Annotated in this window: 19 protein-coding genes; 4 read left to right on the top strand and 15 right to left on the bottom strand. The window is 63.5% G+C overall.

What is annotated here, in order from left to right; translation table 11 throughout:
- Positions 1-44 precede the first annotated feature (44 nt).
- Positions 45-827 (bottom strand): hydroxypyruvate isomerase, encoded by a 783-nt coding sequence (gene hyi / locus FOC67_RS08025; protein ID WP_003087181.1) that lies wholly within the window; start codon positions 825-827, stop codon positions 45-47.
- Positions 828-922: 95 nt separating this feature from the next.
- Entirely contained in the window at positions 923-2,698 is a 1,776-nt protein-coding gene (gene gcl / locus FOC67_RS08030) for a glyoxylate carboligase (RefSeq protein WP_003087182.1), read from the bottom strand.
- Positions 2,699-3,026: 328 nt separating this feature from the next.
- Between gcl and FOC67_RS08035 the strand changes: the two genes are divergently transcribed.
- Positions 3,027-3,458: a heme-binding protein gene (locus FOC67_RS08035; protein ID WP_003083199.1), complete on the top strand. Its 432-nt coding sequence runs from the start codon at positions 3,027-3,029 to the stop codon at positions 3,456-3,458.
- A 108-nt stretch (positions 3,459-3,566) separates the two neighbouring features.
- Here the strand turns inward: FOC67_RS08035 and FOC67_RS08040 are convergent, their stop codons facing one another.
- Entirely contained in the window at positions 3,567-3,839 is a 273-nt protein-coding gene (locus FOC67_RS08040) for an SDR family oxidoreductase (protein WP_124080878.1), read from the bottom strand.
- A 23-nt stretch (positions 3,840-3,862) separates the two neighbouring features.
- Positions 3,863-4,513 carry a TetR/AcrR family transcriptional regulator gene (locus FOC67_RS08045; RefSeq protein WP_003087183.1) on the bottom strand — a complete coding sequence of 217 codons (651 nt, stop codon included), beginning with the start codon at positions 4,511-4,513 and terminating at the stop codon, positions 3,863-3,865.
- Between the two features lie 236 nt (positions 4,514-4,749).
- Between FOC67_RS08045 and moaA the strand changes: the two genes are divergently transcribed.
- Both moaA and FOC67_RS08055 read left to right on the top strand, forming a co-directional pair.
- Positions 4,750-5,745, top strand: coding sequence for a GTP 3',8-cyclase MoaA (moaA, locus tag FOC67_RS08050; RefSeq protein WP_003083204.1), 996 nt, complete (start codon positions 4,750-4,752; stop codon positions 5,743-5,745).
- A gap of 184 nt (positions 5,746-5,929) precedes the next feature.
- The gene (locus tag FOC67_RS08055; RefSeq protein WP_003087185.1) at positions 5,930-6,259 is read left to right on the top strand and encodes a low molecular weight protein tyrosine phosphatase family protein; all 330 of its coding nucleotides are present in this window, start codon (positions 5,930-5,932) and stop codon (positions 6,257-6,259) included.
- Positions 6,260-6,350: 91 nt separating this feature from the next.
- Here FOC67_RS08055 and FOC67_RS08060 read toward each other — a convergent pair whose 3' ends face one another.
- The 11 genes from FOC67_RS08060 to puuE form a co-directional block, all read right to left on the bottom strand.
- Positions 6,351-7,718: a nucleobase:cation symporter-2 family protein gene (locus FOC67_RS08060; RefSeq protein WP_003083208.1), complete on the bottom strand. Its 1,368-nt coding sequence runs from the start codon at positions 7,716-7,718 to the stop codon at positions 6,351-6,353.
- Positions 7,719-8,400: 682 nt separating this feature from the next.
- The gene (locus FOC67_RS08065; protein ID WP_003083211.1) at positions 8,401-8,661 is read right to left on the bottom strand and encodes a PAAR domain-containing protein; all 261 of its coding nucleotides are present in this window, start codon (positions 8,659-8,661) and stop codon (positions 8,401-8,403) included.
- Between the two features lie 12 nt (positions 8,662-8,673).
- Entirely contained in the window at positions 8,674-9,819 is a 1,146-nt protein-coding gene (locus tag FOC67_RS08070; protein ID WP_031627624.1) for a T6SS immunity protein Tli4 family protein, read from the bottom strand.
- Positions 9,816-11,522 carry a triacylglycerol lipase gene (locus FOC67_RS08075; RefSeq protein ID WP_009314763.1) on the bottom strand — a complete coding sequence of 569 codons (1,707 nt, stop codon included), beginning with the start codon at positions 11,520-11,522 and terminating at the stop codon, positions 9,816-9,818. Before FOC67_RS08075 ends, FOC67_RS08070 begins: the two co-directional genes overlap by 4 nt.
- Positions 11,519-14,047 (bottom strand): type VI secretion system Vgr family protein, encoded by a 2,529-nt coding sequence (locus tag FOC67_RS08080; RefSeq protein WP_009314762.1) that lies wholly within the window; start codon positions 14,045-14,047, stop codon positions 11,519-11,521. The genes FOC67_RS08075 and FOC67_RS08080 overlap by 4 nt, the downstream gene beginning before the upstream one ends.
- A gap of 181 nt (positions 14,048-14,228) precedes the next feature.
- Positions 14,229-14,747, bottom strand: a complete 519-nt coding sequence (locus FOC67_RS08085; protein WP_003083317.1) for an Hcp family type VI secretion system effector — start codon at positions 14,745-14,747, stop codon at positions 14,229-14,231.
- Positions 14,748-15,232: 485 nt separating this feature from the next.
- Positions 15,233-16,510: a urate hydroxylase PuuD gene (locus FOC67_RS08090; protein WP_003120469.1), complete on the bottom strand. Its 1,278-nt coding sequence runs from the start codon at positions 16,508-16,510 to the stop codon at positions 15,233-15,235.
- 48 nt (positions 16,511-16,558) lie between these two features.
- Complete coding sequence (locus FOC67_RS08095) at positions 16,559-17,068, bottom strand: ureidoglycolate lyase (protein ID WP_009314759.1); 510 nt, start codon at positions 17,066-17,068, stop codon at positions 16,559-16,561.
- Between the two features lie 54 nt (positions 17,069-17,122).
- Positions 17,123-18,121 (bottom strand): allantoicase, encoded by a 999-nt coding sequence (gene alc, locus FOC67_RS08100; RefSeq protein ID WP_009314758.1) that lies wholly within the window; start codon positions 18,119-18,121, stop codon positions 17,123-17,125.
- A 17-nt stretch (positions 18,122-18,138) separates the two neighbouring features.
- Positions 18,139-18,654, bottom strand: a complete 516-nt coding sequence (gene uraD, locus FOC67_RS08105) for a 2-oxo-4-hydroxy-4-carboxy-5-ureidoimidazoline decarboxylase (RefSeq protein ID WP_009314757.1) — start codon at positions 18,652-18,654, stop codon at positions 18,139-18,141.
- Entirely contained in the window at positions 18,651-19,577 is a 927-nt protein-coding gene (gene puuE / locus FOC67_RS08110; RefSeq protein ID WP_009314756.1) for an allantoinase PuuE, read from the bottom strand. Before puuE ends, uraD begins: the two co-directional genes overlap by 4 nt.
- A gap of 372 nt (positions 19,578-19,949) precedes the next feature.
- Between puuE and uraH the strand changes: the two genes are divergently transcribed.
- Positions 19,950-20,330 carry a hydroxyisourate hydrolase gene (uraH, locus tag FOC67_RS08115; RefSeq protein WP_003087207.1) on the top strand — a complete coding sequence of 127 codons (381 nt, stop codon included), beginning with the start codon at positions 19,950-19,952 and terminating at the stop codon, positions 20,328-20,330.
- Positions 20,331-20,364 lie beyond the last annotated feature (34 nt).

Below are 20,364 nucleotides of genomic sequence, written 5' to 3' on the forward strand. Positions count from 1 at the left end.
GGCTCCGCGCAGGGAGGCGGGAGCGTCTTGTTCGTGGGTGCGGATCAGACGACGTTGTGCGTCTTCATCCAGCCGAGGCCGGCTTCGGTGGTGGTGGCCGGCTTGTACTCGCAGCCGATCCAGCCCTGGTAGCCGATGCGGTCCAGGTGCTCGAAGAGGAAGCGGTAGTTGATCTCGCCGGTGCCCGGTTCGTGGCGGCCGGGGTTGTCGGCGAGTTGCACGTGGTTGATCGCCGCCAACTGGTTTTCCAGGGTGCGGGCCAGGTCGCCTTCCATGATCTGCATGTGATAGATGTCGTATTGCAGGAACAGGTTGGCGCTGCCGACCTTGTCGCGGATCTCCAGGGCCTGGCGGGTGTTCTGCAGGTAGAAGCCGGGGATGTCGAGGGTGTTGATCATCTCCATGACCAGGCGGATGCCTGCGGCTTCCAGCTTGTCGGCGGCGTAGCGCAGGTTGTCGACGAAGGTCTTCTCGACGCTGGCGCAGTCGTGCCCCTGCGGCCGGATCCCGGCGAGGCAGTTCACCTGGCGGTTGCCCAGCACCCTGGCGTAGGCGATGGCCTTGTCGACCCCCTCGCGGAACTCCTGGACCCGATCCGGGTGGCAGGCGATGCCGCGCTCGCCCTTGGCCCAGTCGCCGGCCGGCAGGTTGAAGAGCACCTGTTCCAGGCCGTTGGCTTCCAGGCGGGCCTTGATCGCCTCGGCCTCGACGTCATAGGGGAAGAGGTACTCGACGCCGGCGAAGCCGGCCTTGGCGGCGGCGTCGAAGCGTTCGAGGAAATCCACCTCGGTGAACAGCATGGACAGGTTGGCGCAGAAACGGGGCATGTCTTGCTCCTATCGTTCGGTCAAACGTTCGGGAGGCCTTTCGCCGGGGGCGGGGTGCCGCACGCACCGTCCGCGCCTCCGGGAAAGGCCGGCGATCAGTCGAGCAGCGAGATGGCGGTCGGCGCGTCGGCGCCTTTCTCGGCCAGTTCCTCGAACTCGTTGATGGCGTTGATCTCGGTACCCATGGAGATGTTGGTGACGCGCTCCAGGATCACCTCGACCACCACCGGCACCTGGTGCTGCTGCATCAGTTCGCGGGCCTTGGCCAGGGCGGCGCCGATCTCGTTCGGGTCGAACACCCGGATCGCCTTGCAGCCCAGGCCCTCGACCACCGCGACGTGGTCGACGCCGTAGCCTTCCAGCTCGGGGGCGTTGATGTTGTCGAAGGCCAGCTGCACGCAATAGTCCATGTCGAAGCCGCGCTGCGCCTGGCGGATCAGGCCCAGGTAGGAGTTGTTCACCAGTACGTGGATATAGGGCAGCTTGAACTGCGCGCCGACCGCCAGTTCCTCGATCATGAACTGGAAGTCGTAGTCGCCGGAGAGCGCCACCACCTGGCGGCTCGGGTCGGCCTTGACCACTCCCAGCGCGGCGGGAATGGTCCAGCCCAGCGGGCCGGCCTGGCCGCAGTTGATCCAGTGGCGCGGTTGGTAGACGTGGAGGAACTGTGCGCCGGCGATCTGCGACAGGCCGATGGTGCTGACGTAGCAGGCATCCTTGCCGAAGAACTCGTTCATCTCTTCGTAGACGCGCTGCGGTTTCACCGGCACGTTGTCGAAGTGGGTCTTGCGCTGCAGCGTGCGTTTGCGCTGCTGGCAGCTTTCCAGCCAGGCGGCGCGCGATTTCAGCTTGCCGGCGGCCTTCCACTCGCGGGCCACTTCGAGGAATGCGTCGAGGGCGGCGCCGGCGTCGGAGACGATGCCCAGGTCGGGCATGAACACCCGGCCGATCTGGGTCGGTTCGATGTCGACATGGATGAAGCGGCGACCTTCGGTATAGACCTCGACGCTGCCGGTGTGGCGGTTGGCCCAGCGGTTGCCGATGCCGAGCACCAGGTCGGATTCCAGCAGGGTGGCGTTGCCGTAGCGGTGCGAGGTCTGCAGGCCGACCATGCCGGCCATCTGTGGGTGGTCGTCGGGGATTACGCCCCAGCCCATCAGGGTCGGGATCACCGGGATGCCGGTCAGCTCGGCGAATTCGCGGAAGCGCTCGGCGGCGTCGGCGTTGAAGATGCCGCCGCCGGCCACCAGCAGCGGGCGCTCGGCTTCGTCGAGCATGGCCAGGACCTTCTCGGCCTGGACCCGGGTGGCCTTCGGCTTGCTCACCGGGAGGGGCTCGTAGGCGTCGATGTCGAACTCGATCTCGGCCATCTGTACGTCGAACGGCAGGTCGATCAGTACCGGGCCGGGCCGGTCGCTGCGCATCAGCTGGAAGGCCTTCTGGAATACATAGGGGACCTGGGCCGGTTCCAGCACGGTGGTCGCCCACTTGGCCACCGGCGCGGCGATGCTGGAGATGTCGACCGCCTGGAAGTCTTCCTTGTGCAGGCGGGCGCGCGGTGCCTGGCCGGTGATGCAGAGAATCGGGATGGAGTCGGCGGAGGCGGAGTAGAGGCCGGTGATCATGTCGGTGCCGGCAGGGCCGGAGGTGCCGATGCAGACGCCGATGTTGCCGGCCTTGGTACGGGTGTAGCCCTCGGCCATGTGCGAGGCGCCTTCGACGTGACGGGCCAGGACATGGTCGATGCCGCCGATCTTCTTCAGCGCGGCGTACATGGGGTTGATCGCGGCACCGGGGACGCCGAACGCGGTATCCACGCCTTCGCGGCGCATCACCAGTACGGCGGCTTCGATTGCTCTCATTCTGGCCATCGTTTTGTTCCTCGTTCTTATACTAATTGTGTACAAAAGTTGGAACGATTCTAGGCAGAGGGGCAGCGCAAGGTCAAGATGGGTTGTATACGCTGGAAAAAGCCGCTGAAATCAATTTTTTCATAATAAAAACAATGAATTACCATTTTTGTTAGCAGGCTTATAAAACCAGCGTTTGAAAAAATGTATACAAAATTATGTTCATATTGTTCTGAAATGTTGCTTTCGTAGGGCCGGTCGGCTACTAGATTGGGTACAAATTTTCGAACGCGCCCGCATCGCGGGTGGTTTCCCGATTTCTAGCCTTAACAACTCGAGAGGAACGACCATGACCACCATCAGTCTGGAAACCGCGCTGGGCATTACCCGCCAGGCGCTGGCGGTGGGGCGCGAGCTGTCCACCGCGCCCCTGACCATCGCGGTGCTCGATGCTGGCGGCCACCTGGTGGCGCTGCAGCGCGAGGACGGCGCCAGCATGCTGCGACCGCAGATCGCCATCGGCAAGGCCTGGGGCGCCGTGGCCCTGGGCAAGTCGTCGCGGCTGCTGGCGGCGGATGCACAGCAGCGGCCTTCGTTCATTTCCGCGGTGAACACCCTGGCCCATGGCAATCTGGTTCCGGCGCCGGGCGGGGTGTTGATTCGCAACGACAAGGCAGAGGTGGTCGGCGCGGTCGGTATCAGCGGCGATACCTCGGATATCGACGAGCAATGCGCGATCCAGGGCGTGCTGGCGGTCGGGCTGGTACCCGACGCCGGTTGAGCTTGCGGCCCGTTCACCAGGACCGGGCCTTCGCTCCCTTCTTCAGATGGCGTACGCCGCCATCCACCAGGATTTCCGTGCCATACCTGCAGCGGGGCTCGTTCGAGGTCAGGAATAGCGCGGCACTGGCGATCTCCAGCGGCTCCCCCAGGCGTCCCGGCCAATCTTCTCCCTCAGCGCCTGGGCGGCCTCGAGATCGGTAGCGGCCTTGTCCAGCGCTGGCGTCCGGGTCGGCCCCGGGCTCAGGGCGTTGACCCGGATACCGTGCTCGAGCAACTCCGCCGATAGCGTCCAGGCGAGGTGTATGCGGAGCTGCCGCCGCGGGTCGAATACCGCGTCACGCCGCTCGGTGCGAGGCCGGCGCAGGGGCGGGGGCGGCACGCGATTGAGCGTGCCGCGGCGGGTCAGAGCGGCAGCGGCCGAAGCCGGCCGGCGCTCTTGCCGGATTGCCCGTCGGGCGTGCAGCCTTTCAGGACCAGGCGGGTGATGGTTTCCACCGCAGCGTCGTAGTCGGCGTCGCTGAGCTGTTCCTTGCCGGTGACGATGGAAATCTGCCAATCGAAGTCGGCATAGGTCTGGGTCGCCGCCCAGATGGCAAAGAGCAGGTGATGCGGGTCCACCGGGGCGAGCTGGCCACGGTCGATCCAGGTCTGCAGGCAGGTGACGTTGCGCTGGGCCTGGGCGTTCAGTTCGTCGAGGTATTCCTTCGGCAGGTGCGGCGCGCCGTGCATGATCTCGCTGGCGAAGACCTTGGAGGCATGCGGCAGCTCGCGGGAGATGCGGATCTTCGAGCGGATGTAGGCGGGCAGGGCGAGCAGCGGGTCGTCTTCCACGCGGAACGGCGCCGACGCTTGCAGCAGCGGCTCGACGATGCTTTCCAGCACGCAGCGATAGAGGTTTTCCTTGGACTGGAAGTAGTAGTAGACGTTGGGCTTGGGCAGGCCGGCGCGGGCGGCGATGTCGCTGGTCTTGGTCGCCGCGAAGCCCTTGTCGGCGAATTCCTCGCTGGCGGCGCGGAGGATCAGGCGCTTGTTGCGCTCGCGGATGCTGGTCATCAGTCCTTGTTCTTCATTGCTGCAACGGCGGCAGGAAGCCGAGGATGGTAGCACCCGCCCGGAGCGCCCCTCAAGCAAGGTGCGAGCGAGGCGGAGGCCCGGGAAATCCTGACCCGCCGGTTCATTTGCCCTATACATTTCCCGGTATTTGGAGTATTCGTTAGGGGTATCGAGTCGCCCGCTCGCACTCACCCACCGAGCGCCGGGCGAGCCCCCCCGGAACAGAACGAGTCACTATGTCCGATTCCCGCCTGGTCGATCCCTTCGGCCGTCGCATCACCTACCTGCGCCTGTCGGTGACGGATCGCTGCGACTTCCGCTGCACCTACTGCATGAGCGAAGACATGCAGTTCCTTCCCCGCGACCAGGTCCTCAGCCTGGAAGAACTGTACGCGGTGGCCGACGCCTTCATCGGCCTCGGCGTGCGGCGCATTCGTATCACCGGCGGCGAGCCGCTGGTGCGCAAGGGCATCACCGGCCTGCTGGCACGCCTGGGGCAGCGTGCGGAACTGGAAGACCTGGCGATCACCACCAACGGTTCGCAACTGCGCGAGCGCGCCGCCGAGCTGAAGGCCGCCGGCGTCCGCCGCCTCAACGTCAGCCTCGACTCGCTGCAGCGCGAACGCTTCGCCGCCTTCACCCGTAGCGATCGCCTGGAGCAGGTGCTGGACGGCATCCAGGCGGCGCGCGAAGCCGGTTTCGAGCGGATCAAGCTGAACTGCGTGGTACAGAAGGGCCGCAACGACGACGAGATCCTCGACCTGGTCGAGTACGCCCTGGCCAACCAGTTGGACATCAGTTTCATCGAGGAAATGCCGCTGGGCAGCATCACCAGCCACCGTCGCGAACTGACTCTCTGCACCAGCGACGAAGTCCGGGCGATCATCGAGCGCCGCTGGCCGCTGACCCCGAGCCTGGCGCGCAGCGGCGGGCCGTCGCGGTATTACCAGATCGGCGACGAGCCCAGCCGGATCGGCTTCATCTCACCTCACAGCAATAATTTCTGCGGCGACTGCAACCGCGTGCGCGTCACCGCCGAGGGCAAGCTGGTGCTCTGCCTCGGCCACGAGGGGGCGCTCGACCTGCGCGAACTGCTGCGCAGCCATCCCGGCGACCGCGAGCGCCTGAGCGCGGCACTGGTGGCGGCGCTGAACCTGAAGCCGGAGCGGCATCACTTCGACGCCCAGGAGCAGGTCCAGGTGCTGCGTTTCATGAGCATGACCGGCGGCTGACGGTATCCTCCTGGGGCGATGGCACCAACGGCGCCATCCGCCGCTTCCTCTCCCATGCCACCCGGGCGACCGTGTTCCGGCACGCACCGCTCGCTGCCCCGTCCCGGGAAAAGCGACGCGGCGCAACGCCGAAACGCGGCGAAGACGTCATGCTGCCTGCCGCGCCAGCAAAGGAAAGCCTCCCATGCACCGGGTCCTGTTCATCTGCAGCCGCAACCGCCTGCGTAGTCCCAGCGCCGAACGGCTGTTCGCCGACTGGCCGGGCGTCGAGACCGATTCCGCCGGGCTGGCGGCGGACGCCGAGACGCCCCTGGAGCGCGAGCAACTGGAGTGGGCGACGCTGGTCGTCGTCATGGAGCGCCGCCACCGGCAGGCTCTGCTGCGCCGGCACGCCGCGGCGATGAAAGGCAAGCGCCTGGTCTGCCTGGATATCCCGGACGACTACGCCTACATGCAGGCGGAATTGCTGCATCTGCTGGAGCGCAAGGCGGGGCCTTTCCTTCGGCGGGACTGAGTGGTGCGGACCGCGAGCGGAAAAAAAGAAGCCGGACGAAGTCCGGCCCGAGGGAAGGGCGGACCGGGAGTGTCGCCGGTCCGCCAGGGAGTCAGGAGTGCTTGGGCGCCGGCGCGTGGCTGCCGCACAAGTGGCTGCGGTCGTTGCGGCTGAGGATGTTGAACAGCAGGTTTAGCACCACCGCCCAGATCGCGGTCATGGCGATGCCGCTATGGGTGATCGGCTCCATCCAGACCGGCAGGCGGGCGAAGAAGTCCGGGCGCACCACCGGCACCATGCCCATGCCGATGCTTACCGCCACCAGCAACTGGTTGCGGCGGTCGGTGATGTTGGCCTCGTGGAGGATCTGGATGCCGCTGGCGGCGACCATGCCGAACATGGCGATGCCGGCGCCGCCGAGTACCGCCGGCGGGATCGAGGCGACCAGGAAGGCGGCCTTGGGCAGCATGCTGAGGAGGATCAGGAAACCGGCGGCGGCCACCGTGACGTAGCGGCTGCGCACCCCGGTCATCTGCACCAGGCCGATGTTCTGGGCGAACGAGGAATGGGTGAAGGTGTTCAGGAAACCGGCGAAGAACGAGGCGCCGGCGTCGCAGAGCAGGCCGCGGCGCAGTTCGGTCGGGGTGATCTCGCGGCCGGTGATCTTGCCCAGGGCGAGGAACATGCCGGTGGACTCGACGAAGATGATCACTACCACCAGGCACATCGACAGGATCGGCGCCAGGTCGAAGGTTGGCGCGCCGAAGTGCAGCGGGGTGACGATGTCGAACCAGGGGCGCTCGGCCAGGCCGCCGAGGTCGACCATGCCCATGCCGCCGGCGATCGCGTAGCCCAGGCCCATGCCCATCAGCACCGAGATGTTGACCCAGAAACCGCGCATGAAGCGGTTGATCAGGAGGATGGTGCAGAGCACCAGGCTGGAGAGGAACAGGAAGTGCAGGGAGCCGAAGTCTTCCGCGCCCTTGCCGCCGCCGGCCCAGTTGATCGCCACCGGGAACAGGCACATGCCGATCGAGGTGATCACCGTGCCGGTCACCAGCGGCGGGAAGAAACGCACGATGCGCGACATGAAGGGGGCGATGAGCATGCCGAAGAAGCCGGCGGCGATGGTCGCGCCGAAGATCCCGGTGATGCCCACGCCGGGCATCCCGGCCATCGCCACCATGCTGCCGACGGCGGCGAAGCTGGCGCCCATCATAACCGGCATGCGGATGCCCATCGGGCCGATGCCCAGCGACTGGACCAGGGTGGCGATGCCGGCGACCAGCAGGTCGGCGTTGATCAGGAAGGCGATTTCCTCGCGCGAGAGGCCGGCCGCCTGGCCGACGATCAGAGGCACGGCGACGGCGCCACCGTACATCAGCAACACATGCTGGAAGCCCACCAGCAGCAGCTGCGTCAGAGGCAGGCGCTGGTCTACGGGCGAGTCGGGGATGCGGCGATCAGTTACCACGGACATGCAACACCTCAGGCGTTTTTATTGTTGTCAGTCGCAGGCGGACACCGGAAAAGACAGGTTCCGGCGGCCGGGTATTTCTGGCCGAACATCCACCCCAGGCTTCAGGGCGATGCGGTGGGGTGTTTTATATCCCCGTTGTGTGCTCGATTCAATCGATTTTTTGTATACAAAGAAATTTTTGTAGTTGACCAATCGGTCTACTACAGGCTTTCCAGAGCTGCTTCCACTGTATCCATAGAACTGGCGCCGGCTACCCCCGGGACGCCCGGCGGTGTACGACATTGGTCGGATAGCCGACGTGCTCTAGCCGCTGGGAGTTTTCAGCGACCCCTACCTCAGTGAGCGCAAGCCTGGTGCAGCAAGGCCTTGAACCCTGTCGCCCGGGATCAGCCATGGGGCTTTGCGGAACGCCTGCTTGCATTGGCGACTACAAGCAGCGACGTGCGCGAGAGCAACCGGCTATCTGAGCGCCAGTAGATCCTGGCGGCAATGGAGACGCTCAACGAGCAAAGAGAATGCCGCCAGCGTTTGCTGGAGTGCACAACGGCAGACTGGCCAACGTGCCAAGGCTCGGGGCAGGTCAGGCTGGACAAGAAGCCGGCGGAGTTTTCCTGAGCGTTCTACAGGAGAGGCACGAAGGAGGTCGCCGAAGTCGTTCGGCATATCGAACGTCCCCCCTTTTTCAGTTTTCGGCAGCGCCCAACGGGCCACTGGCAATCAGGCTGGCACCACAAGCTGTTTTCATCCCATGTAGCGCGACCGGGACCCCATTCACATCCAGCAGGGCGCTACCTTCGGTAATGGGGAAGGTTCCCTTGCACAAGGGGCAAACCACTTGGTGGCCTACACCGGCCATCGGCTTGCCGTTGAGGTCGGTCTGGCCGAACGCCTCAATCACCGTGCCTCCATGGCTGGTGGTGTCGCCAAGGCGAATGATGTCCATCGCGGGTTGCTCCTATAGGTCGTCCAGCCAGCTGTCTTTCGGCTTCAGGCTAGAGAGGAATTCCTCATAGACATAGTCATCACCGAGCGTTTGGCCGCCAGGCGTAGCGGGTTTCGGAGCAGGGGAAGGACCGGCATTTCCGCCACGCGGCGATGAAGACGTCGGGCGCACGCGGATCGAATCGACAATGGCGTCCCACAGTTCCAAAGCCTCTTTGTCCGATTTGAAGGCAGGGGGCGGTGGTTTACCGTTTTCATTGCTGCGTTCCAGTACCGCCAGTCCCGCAGTAAGATTGGGCTCGGTTAGCGATTCCTCCTTGCCTTGAACCTCCCACATGAATGTGTAGGCGCGCTGTCCCTTGTTGCTTCCCGCAACCAAGTACTCCTCTCCCGGAAGGCTCCCCACAGGGTGCTTCCCCTTTCTCAATCTCTCGACTCCAGCAACCGTAGCGAGCATGTTCTGCACGAAGCCGTCGACTCGCTCAAGAAGGCTGTTTAGCTCAGATCCCGTGGAGGAGCGGAATTCAAAGCGCGCACCAGGGTGATTGGGAAAGGTAACACCTACGCCAAACTCTTCATCTTGAAAACTATCCCCTGCAATATAGGCATGATCAATGCAAAAGCCCGGCTCAGTTGGAGCTTCTTTGGGCTCGCGAGAGCGAAGGCTTCGGGATATATCATTGATAGCTTCCTCCCCTTCCTTCTCTTTGTCGTGAGTAACTTCTCCTGAGTATAGAAAAACCTCTCCCTTGGGATGAGCCACAAAATATGAGTCAACCCTATAAGAAAGCAAACTAGCATTCGAATCCCAAGACCACAGGCTAATGGCTCCAGCCTTGTCTTCCGCCCTCCGAACAAACATGCTCTCCTTTGTTTTTTTATGAATGCCATTCCGTAACTCTTGCTCGCGATGGGCAATCCTGGCTGCTAGCTCAGCAGGTGTGCCATCTAGCCGTTGGATGTTGTCGCCCCATAGATAGTATCCGGCGTTAATTACCGCGTCAGGCGGCAGATCAATCAGAAAGCGACCAAAGCAGTGAGTGATCCATCCGGTCTTGTCCATGGAAGGGCTCCGAGAAGAAGAAAACGAAGTACAACTGGTCATGCTGGTCAAGACCACCAACCCAAGTACAGCAAACAACCGACGGGGATGCATCATGTCCCTCCTTTGTCATTAGGATGCCAATCCGCCAACTGGGTGATTTTGATCACACCATATAGCGCTGCCCATTGGGCACGAGCATCGTTGTAACTCTCCTGGTGCTCATAGCCCCGTTTGGTATTGGCCTGTCCCTTGCCCTTGCTGCCATGCCGAAAGCTGGCCTTGACACCTGCCAGGGCAGGCGCCTGGCCGGAGTCGGTCGGTACCGTTTCGTCACCTCCGCTGCCGGAAGCGTCCAGTGGATTTCCCGCCTCCAGCGGACCCTGCACTATGGTGGGCAAGCCCCGGCGGAACCAACTGTTGTAAGTGCCGTTCTCATCGTCGTTGAGTGTGGCGCCAGGGGTTTCCAGAGGGGTCGGGTCACCTTTCCAGATCAAATCACGCCAACTATGGCGGCTATCGTCAGCACCGTAATGAACATAGGTTTCGACGTGGTAGCCCGCCGTAGCCAATTCATTATGAAAGTCAGCAATAGCATCAATTTTCTTCTCAAAAATTACCCTGGGATTTTTCTTTTTATTTTCAGTGTTTGATAAGTCTAGATATTGTGCATTTTGTTCAGGAACCAATCCATACCACGTAGAGCTCTTGTATATCTCTTCATAAGGATCCTGGTTCTGCGGATAAGCCCGAGGCTTTCCATCAATATCCTTGAGTACCTGGCCTTGCGCGTCGCACAGAAACAGCCAGGGACGTCCTTCCCGGTATTCGGCGCTAGGGGCCAACTCCAGCGCGCCGGCCGAGTTGGCGACAACGGCTGTCACTTCACCGGCATTTCGTCCCAGCACGACCTGTGCGATACCTTCATAGCCACAACGCATATGATGGTAGATGGTCGAGGAACCCGTCGCAGGTTGCACGCCATGCACCACCCCCAATACGCGCTCATAGCCGTGCAACTGCGTCAAGGCACGCGCCACCAGCCCTCCCATCGAGTGGGTGACCAGAATGACTTTCATACGACTCATTTGCTCGGGATCGAGACCATACTCCTTCTGGTAGAAGGGCCACACCGTGTTCTCGATGTAGTCGCGTACATCCAGCGCCGACTGCCGGTTGGACTGTAGCCAGTTATAACCGGCGCACCAGACGTCGAACTGGTATCGGCTGGCCTTGAGCAATTCCTCTTCATCGATCGGCCCCACCTTTCCCTGCTCCTCACCCTGATCTCCAGGAGGAGAGAGGGCTTCGTCATTCCACCATGCCTGGAGTTCCCTACGGCTGACGATGTTATCCAGTCGCCTCTCCATTAATCCCATGACGGGGTTGTACGCACTGCGCATGACCTTGCCCCAGCCGCGCAGGCGGGCAGCCTCTTCATCCAGGCCAGACTGGCCGACATCGATCGTGCCTTGGTCATCGACTTCCACTCTCTCGGATCTCAGAAGTTTTTGACGGACCTTTGGGCCCCTCCAGGCCCAAGTCCACAACGCACCAAACGAGGCAGCGAAGTCTCCCAGAGGCCACAGACCATTCGGCGGCCTCCAGACCTCGCTTTTATCTGCCTTGTTGCGCAGGTTGGTTCCCATGATCCCCGGAATGAAGATCACCGGCAGGGGAGCGGTCTGCCGAACCAGCGCCACCTTTTCGCTCTGGTTGTCGGTACGGGTCAACTGCGCCTTGTAGACAGGCCGTCCCAGCCTGTCGCGAGAGCGAGGGATGATCACATCCTGATTCGGCTCGAGCGGTTCGCTGCTCATGTGTTGGACTCCGTGTCGCTGTTGTGACTGCCCTTGCCCAGGATGCGTATCTGCACCGGGTCCATGGCCAGGTGTTGTTGCTTGGGTAAACGGCCCTGGCTGTCGGTCATCAGTTTCACCACACCACCATCGCCTCGTATCACTTCAACGGCGATATTGGGTAACGGCTCCAGCGTGGCTTCGTCGCGCAGGACATACCGGTCATCGAACGGTGTCGAATCCCAGGCGTTGAAGCTGGTCGATGCATGAGCGGGACCGACATGACTGTGCTTCGCCGCCTTGACCACGAAGTTGCCGGGCATGCCCAGCTCGATGTTGCCGCCCTTGAGGGTCAGGTAGGCGCCGCCGCACATCAGGGTGATGTGCTCCTTCGCGGTGACCAGCACGTGCTGCTGGCTGGCGCTGACCTCCACGCTCTGCTCGGCTTCCAGGCGGATGTCGTTCTTCTGCGCCTGCAGCAGCATCGGCCCCTGGTGGGTGATCTGGCGCAGCTCGCCGCCCTGGGCGAACAGGCCGATGTCGCTGCCGGCGTTGATCACCACCTTCTGCCCGGCGGTCACCTGCTGGTTCTGCCGGGCCACGCTGTCGACGTGCTCGCCGGCGGCCAGGGTCAGGCTCGCCGGCGTCGCCGCGGCGATCCCTGCCGGACCGCTCAAGGCGATCGCCGGCTTGCCTCCGTTGCTCTTGCCGGACTCGTCGTTGGCACCGTGGCCGAGGTCGCGCACGGCTTCCTGGAGGGTTTGCTGCGGCGCCGCGTCGTGCCCCACGCCCTGGTGCTCCCCGGCGTAGTCGCCCAGCTCGCGGGCCAGCTCCAGCGCCGCCTCCAGCACCTGCACCACGACGCCTCGGTCGAGATGGCCGGCGCCGGCCCTGAGCTGCTCCTCGGTGCTCAGCAGCAGCCCCTTGGCCGCACGCACCGCGCCATGTTCGTCGGTGCGCAGTTCGAAGCCCTCGCCGCGTGGCTTGCCGCCTTCGGGCCGAGGATGGGTCAGGTAGCCCAGGTGCAGCGCGCTGGCACCGTGGTCGCTCATCAGCGCCGCACTGATCTGCGCCGTGGTGTCGTCGATGCGCAGCTCGTTGGCCCGGCTGCCCTTGTACTCCTTGCTCTTGATGGTGCTGAGGATCTTGTGGTCGGGCAGCGCGTAGGGCGGCCGGTTGGTCGCCCGGTAGGTACGCCCGGTGATGATCGGCTGGTCGCAGTCGCCGTCCAGGTAATCGACGATCACCTCCTGGCCAATCCGCGGGATCGCCATGTGCCCCCAGTCGGCACCTGCCCAGTTCTGCGCGACCCGTATCCAGCAGGTACTGAATTCATCGTGACGTCCCTCGCGATCCCAGGGGAACTGGACTTTCACCCGCCCCCACTCGTCGCAATGGATCTCTTCCCCTACCGGGCCGACTACCGTCGCGATCTGCGGACCATCGATACGCGGCCGAGGCAGCGGTGCGGGACGCCATTCGACGTCCTCGGGCACCAGTTCGGCGCGCAGGTCGTAGCTCACCCCCAGAGGGGCGTCGGCGGACTCTTCCTCCTGGCCGGCATACTGGGTGCCGCGATGGACCACCCGTACCGGCCGCCACCAGGCGTTGAAGTCGGCACGCGGATGACCTTCCAGGGCAAAGGCGTGGCCCGGGATCAGCCGCGGGTCGTCGCCGCTGACCGATGCCACCCGCGCATCGCGCCGGTGCCCTCTGAGGCGGCTTTCGCTGAAAGGCCGGCCGGCGCCGCTCTGCTTGTAGCGACCGGGGTAGTCGTAGCGCTCGTAGGACGAGCCCTGATGCTCGAGCGCCTCGCCAGCGAGATGATGCTCCTGGTCGTAGGTCGGGCGCTTGAAGCTGTAGTCCCGCTGGGTCTGTCGAGCCGTACGAACATTTTCGCTGTAGCGGAAAGAATGAAGCACCGGCTGTGGGTTGTCGCCCTCCGGCTGGGCGCTGAACAGTACCGGGCCGCCGGTGATACGCTCCTGGACGTAGAGCCGGTCGCTGCAGACCAGGGTGTGGCGGTGTTCGTCGAAGCGGAAGTAGTAGACCAGGCCTTCCTCGAAGGCCAGCCGGTCGTGCAGGTAGTGATCGCTGTCGCCGGCCTGCACGCAGTATTCGCGTGGCAGGTGCTCGTGGTAGATACGCTGTTCGTAGTCGAGCACCTGGTGCTCCTTGAGCAGCGCCTGGAGAATCTCCGGAACACTCTTCTCCTGGAATATCCGCCAGTTGCAGCACAGCTCCAGGCGCGCCAACTGCGGTTCCAGCAGCAGTTCGTAGCGGGTCCGGCGAAAACCCGAGCTGCCCTGGGTGAAGTGGCTGACGATGCCATGGACGTAGCGGGCCGGACGGCCGTCCTGCCAGAGGGTGAAGGTGCCCGGCTGGTCGAGTACCTGCTTGAAATCGATGGCGTTCTTGTCGCTGGCCAGCTTCAGGTTCAGGCGGAAAGGCTCGCAGAGCGCTTCTTCCAGTTCGAACTCGACGACATCGAACGCGAGTTTCCCTTCGCCGACGACGAAGGTGAATTTCAGGTCCCTTTGACGCATGGATCGTTCCTTGTTCCTGGCGGGCGGTTCCTCCCCCATCCGTTGGAGAAGCGAGCCCCACGTTACTCTTGCTCAGCCGCTGCCGAAAGTCTTGGCTCTGTGTCGATTTCGCGAAGTAGCGGACATTTTCGGCTCGACGGAGAACCGATCGCACAGGTGTACGACCGGTGTGCCTGTCAACTCACCCTGCGACCGGCGAGCGCCAGTCGTCGGAGCCGGAGGTGCCGGAGACTTCGTGGGTCCAGGTGATCTTGCGGTAGGTGAAGTGCACGTCTTCCAGGTGGGTGAAGTGGGCGTTGCCCGGGTCCTGGCAGTTGTGCATGTAGTCCTTGATGTCGACGATGATCGCGTCTTCCAGGACGGTGGTGTAGTAGTGCTCCTGGGTGCCGGCGGCGGAGGTGCGGTACCACTGGATCTCGACCTTGGTCAGGCGCTCGCCGGAGGTCAGGGCGGCCAGCAGCAGCGGCGAGGCCTTGTCGAAGACCTTGGTGATGACCACCGGCTTGTGCACGCGCTGGCCGGTCGGCTGGCCGGACTGCGGGTCGCGCGGGATGATCACTTCGTGGTTGAAGCCCTGGACCATCACCTGGTCCTCGTGGCCTTCCTGATAGGTGTTGCCGACCGAGTCCTCGGTGAAGGCGCCGGCGGTGATCAGGCCCTGCTTGGTGCCGGTGATGGACATATAGGCGGGGGTTGCCATGGATACGTTCCTTGTCGTTGAAAGTGCCCAGGCGATATGCCGGGGTCACCGGTGCTAGACAAGAACCGTGCCACTGGTCTTGAAACTCTTTTCCATCAAGGCGTTATTGGGGGAAACCAAAAATTCGCTGGCGATTCTCATGGGAAGAACACTGAAAATTGCGCAACTTTTTGCGCACCGCTTGCAAAAAGTTGCGCACTCTCTCGGAGCCCTTTGGGTATTTGTTCCCTAGCGTTCTATCCACAACGTTATCAACCAAAAAGTTGCACAGTTCTTCATTGGCAAGGTAGGCGAAGATAGCGCCGCACGGTTTCGTTCCATCGGCCCAGGGTGAAGGAAAGTGAGTTATCGGAGAGGTTGGGGGCTGAAAGATATGGCGAGTTATGGCCAAAAGCCCTCTATGGAGAGGGCTTTTGGGGTAGGGCCAGCAGGGTTGTTCTGCTGCGGGGAACCGGAGGTGCGGTTCTTCGCCTTTCGGCCAAGGCTCAGTTGATCTGTGCGCCCTTGGCGATCCAGCTGCCGATCAGGTTGCGTTCTTCCTGGGTCATCTGCGTGATGTTGCCCAGCGGCATGATCTGCGAGGCCACGGCCTGGGCCTGGATCTTCGGTGCCAGTTGCTGGATCTGCTGCGGGGTGTCGAGCATGATCCCGCCTGGCGCGGTGCTGAACAGCTGGCTGGTCGGTTTCGCCGAGTGGCAGACGGTGCAGCGCTCCTGGATCACGTGATGGACCTTGTCGAAGTCGGCTCCGCTCGCGGTCCCGGCATTGGAGGCCTGGGGCGCGGCGGGCGCGGCTGGTGCGTCGCCGCCGGTCGCCGGTTGTGCCGGTGCCGCCGCCGGGGTGCTGGCCAGCGGTGCGGAAGCCTGCTGGTAGTTCGGCGTGGTGACGAAGGCCAGGGCGATCATGCCCAGCGCGCCGGCGGGCAGTGCCCAGGCGAAGCGGTTGCTTTCGTGGCGGGTGTTGAAGTAGTGGCGTACCAGTACCGCGAGCACCGCGATGGCGGCCAGGATCAGCCAGTTGTACTGGCTGCCGTAGGTGCTCGGGAAGTGGTTGCTGATCATGATGAACAGCACCGGCAGGGTGAAGTAGTTGTTGTGCCGGGAGCGCAGCAGGCCCTTGGCCGGCAGCACCGGATCGGGCTCGCGGTTTTCTTCGATGGCTTTCACCAGCGCGCGCTGGGCCGGCATGATCACCCTGAACACGTTGCCGACCATGATGGTGCCGATGATCGCGCCGACGTGCAGGTAGGCGCCGCGGCCGCTGAACACCTGGGTCAGGCCGTAGGCGGCGGCGACCAGCAGGACGAACAGGACCAGGCCGAGCAGGGCAGGGGTCTTGCCCAGCGCCGAATCGCAGAGGATGGTGTAGACGAACCAGCCGCAGACCAGCGAACCGATACCGATGGCGATGGCCGCCGCCGGCGCCAGGTCGCTGCCGGGGGCGATCAGGTAGAGGGTCGGGTTCAGGTAGAACACGATGGTCAGCAACACCACCCCGGACATCCAGGTGGAGTAGGCCTCCCATTTGAACCAGTGCAGGTTCTCCGGCATTTTCGGCGGAGCCAGCTTGTATTTCTCCAGGTGGTAGATGCCGCCACCGTGGATTGCCCAGAGGTCTCCGGACAGGCCTTCACGCGGGTTGCTGCGGTTGAGGTTGTTCTCCAGCCAGACGAAATAGAACGAAGCGCCGATCCACGCGATCCCGACGATCATGTGAATCCAGCGCACCAGCAGGTTCAGCCATTCGATGAGATGTGCTTCCACAGTCTTGTACCTCTTGCCCTGGCCGGCGGACCGGCGGCAGGACCTCTCTTATTGGTTTGATTGGGGGTCGAGGAGGAGCTGTTCGTCCTCGGTGAAGAAATGCTCGTCGCAGTTGTTCCCGGAACCGCTGCGATCGACCACCAGGAAGTCATCCCGCTTTTCGATCGTCAGCACCGGATGGTGCCAGACGCCGCGGTGGTAATTGACGCCCTGCCTTCCGTTGGTCAGGAAGGCGCGGACGAGGCCCGGTACAGGTACATCGCCAAGTGGCGCGACCACGACCAGAAAGGGGTTGCCGAGCAGCGGGATGAAGGCCTGGCTGCCCAGCGGATGGCGTTCCAGCATGCGGATGCGCAACGGCATTTCCAGCTTCTCGGCGCTGAAGATGCTGATGATCGCGTTATCTTCCTGCTGCGCGGTCTCGACCGTGGCCAGCTTGTGATAACGGCGGGTGGAGCCGTTGTTGATCATGAAATAGTCGCTACCGGCGGTTTCGATCACGTCACCGAACGGGGCGAAGGCTTCCTTGGTCAACGGCTCGATCTTGAGAGTGCGCATACTGATCCTGTCGATTCTGTTTGTTGTATTCCGGACGCACGCGGGGCCCGGGTCTCACGGTAATTGTGGCCTGCCGAACAGGCGCAGGCGGCTGACGCCGCCGTCGGGAAAGATGTTCAGGCGTACATGGGTGATCGGGCCGAGGGTGTTGAGGTGCCGCTCGAACCGGTGTTCCTGGTGCATTTCCAGCTTCTGCGCTGGCAGCAGCTCGCGCCAGAAGAGGCTCTGCGCCTCGATCCGGGCCTCGTTTCCGCCTTCCACGAAGGCGGCCTGGATGCTGCAGCTTTCCGGATAGTTGCCCTTGAAGTGCAAGGTATCGACGACCGCGGCCTCGATGCTGCCGGGATGGCCGAGGGCGACGATCACCCAATCGTGGCCCGGCGTGCGGCGGCGGCCGGTTTCCCAGCCGTCGCCCATGTTGATGGCGCGTCCGGGGTTGAGCAGGTTGCCCATGCGTCCGAAATGCTGGTCGGAACAGGCCAGCGCCCGGCCGCCGTTGACCGCTGCGGCCAGGTCGAGCGCCGTTCCCGGCGGCTGGCTGCTCCAGTCGCGGTAGGGCACGCCATAGAGGCGCAGGCGGGCGATACCGCCGTCCGGGTAGATGTTCAGGCGCAGGTGGGTCCAGGGACGTTCGTCGTCTATCGGGTGGTAGTGATGGCTATCGCCCTGCAGCCCCACCGCCGCCAGCACTTCGCTCCAGGACGTGCTGTCGTCCGGGTCGCCTTCGGCGCAGAAGCAGCCATCCAGGGAAGCCGCCGGCGGGTGGTTACCGGTGAAGAAGCGGGTGTCGATGTCGACGCCCTTCAGCACGCCCGGCACACCCAGGCGGATCACCGCCTGGTCATGGCCCTCGAAGCGCTTGCGGCGGGTTTCCCAGCCGTCCATCCACTTGCCGCTGTCGTCGAACACGCCTTCCTTCCACACCGGTTCGCCGGCCTGCAGCATGCGGCTGGCCGGGGCGAACCATTCGTCGCTGACGGCGACCACCTGGCTGCCCAGGCGTGCGTCGGCGAGGTCGAGGTAGTGGCGGAAGGGCGAGTGTTCGGCGTTCATGCTCGTCTCCGCAGGCCTCAGAGCTGCTGCAGGCGGAACAGGGCGATCTTGTTGATCTCGGCCAGCGCGGTAGCGAACTCCTCGTCGGCGGAGTGCTGGATGCGTTCCTCGAAGGCCGCCAGGATCTGATGGCGGTTGCTGCCCTTCACCGCCTTGATGAAGGGGAAGCCGAACCTGGCCTTGTAGGTGTCGTTGAGTTCGGTGAAGCGGGCGAACTCCTCGGCGCTGCATTCGTGAATCCCGGCGCCGGCCTGCTCGGAGGTGCTGGAGGCGGTCAGTTCGCCACGGATCGCCGCCTTGCCGGCGAGGTCCGGGTGGGCGTTGATCAGCGCCAGCTGGGCCTCGCGGCTTGCCGACAGGAGAATGTCGGCCATGCGCTGGTGCAGGCCCTCGATATCGTTGAGGCTGTCGTCGATACCCAGGTCATAGGCCTTCTCGGCGACCCAGGGGGAGTGTTCGTAGATGTCGGCGAAGGCTTCGATGAAGGCCTCGCGGGACAGCGAGGCGGGGGTCAGGGTCTGGAAACGGCTCATGCCTCGGTCTCCTGGAAAGGATGCTCACGGTGCCAATGGCGGGCGATGTCTTCGCGGCGGGCGAACCAGACCTTGTCGTGGCTCTGCGCGTACTGGATGAAGCGCTCCAGGGCGGCCATCCGCGCCGGGCGACCGATCAACCGGCAATGCAGGCCGATGGAGAGCATCTTCGGCGCCGTCGCGCCTTCTTCGTAGAGCACGTCGAAGGCGTCCTTCAGGTACTGGAAGAACTGCTCGCCATTGTTGAAGCCCTGCACCTGGGTGAAGCGCATGTCGTTGGTGTCCAGGGTATAGGGAATCACCAGGTGCGGTTTCTCCGCGGTGCTGGCCGGGTCCCAGTAGGGCAGGTCGTCGTCGTAGGTGTCGGAGTCGTAGAGGAAGCCGCCTTCCTCCATCACCAGGCGCCGGGTGTTCGGGCCGGTGCGTCCGGTGTACCAGCCCACCGGGCGCTGGCCGGTGAGTTCGGTGAGGATGCGGATGGCTTCGAGCATGTGCTCGCGCTCCTGGGCCTCGTCCATGTACTGGTAGTCGATCCAGCGGTAGCCGTGGCTGCAGATTTCGTGGCCGTCGGCGACCATCGCCCTGATCACCTCAGGGTTGCGCTGCGCCGCCATGGCCACGGCGAACACGGTGAGCGGCACGTTGCGTCGCTTGAACAGCTTGAGCAGGCGCCAGACCCCGGTGCGGCTGCCGTATTCGTAGAGCGATTCCATGCTCATGTGGCGCACGCCCTGCAAGGGCTGGGCAGCCACCATCTCGGAAAGGAACGCCTCGGACTCCTTGTCGCCATGCAGGACGCAGCGCTCGCCACCTTCTTCGTAATTGAGCACGAAGGACAGGGCGATGCGCGCATCGCCGGGCCAGTGAGGGTGGGGAGGGTTGTTGCCGTATCCGATCAGGTCGCGTGGGTAGTCAGCGCTCACAGCAGTGTTCCTTATTGTGGATGGGGCGGCGGGCCGGACGGGCCGGGGATGCCGTGATGGATTTATTGTATACAAGTTTGCCTGCGGTCTGTAAATACAATCCTGCTTGCCGATCCCTGCCATTCATCCAGCAAAAAACCTGCCCGACTGGTCAGTTAGCGAAGAATGAGGCCCTGCGGGGTGGGGCTTGTGGAAGGAATGCCCGATTTCGGGGCGGCTGCCGCATTTTCGGTTGTGGCGGTGTTTTTTGTATACAATTCATCGAAAGATAACTTATATTGCTTCGCAAGCGGCTCCCTGGCGGGCTGCAAGCGAGCGGCGCCGGGCAGGTCCCGGAGCGATCCCCATCGAACGAAGGCAAGAGGAGGAGTGGTGTCCGCCAGCGGGCGCCCGCAACCCATGGGACGTTTGACCACGCATGTACTGGATTCCGCACACGGCTGCCCCGGCCATGGCATCAAGATCGAGCTGTACCGGGTAGAAGGCCAGCAACTGGAACTGATCGCCACCACCCTGACCAACCACGACGGCCGCTGCGACCAGCCGGTGCTGCAAGGCGAGGACTTCCGTCCCGGGGTCTATCAACTGGTGTTCAACGCCGGCGACTACTATCGCGCCCGCGGCGTGCAATTGCCGGAGCCGGCATTCCTCGACCAGGTGGTGCTGCGTTTCGGCATCGCCTCCGCCGACGATCACTACCATGTGCCGCTGCTGATCTCGCCCTACAGCTATTCGACCTATCGCGGCAGCTAGGTGCGTGCCACGAAACATTGACTCCCTGAGTCCT

The organism is Pseudomonas sp. FDAARGOS_761 (assembly GCF_013343155.1).
GTDB classification, from domain to species: domain Bacteria; phylum Pseudomonadota; class Gammaproteobacteria; order Pseudomonadales; family Pseudomonadaceae; genus Pseudomonas; species Pseudomonas aeruginosa.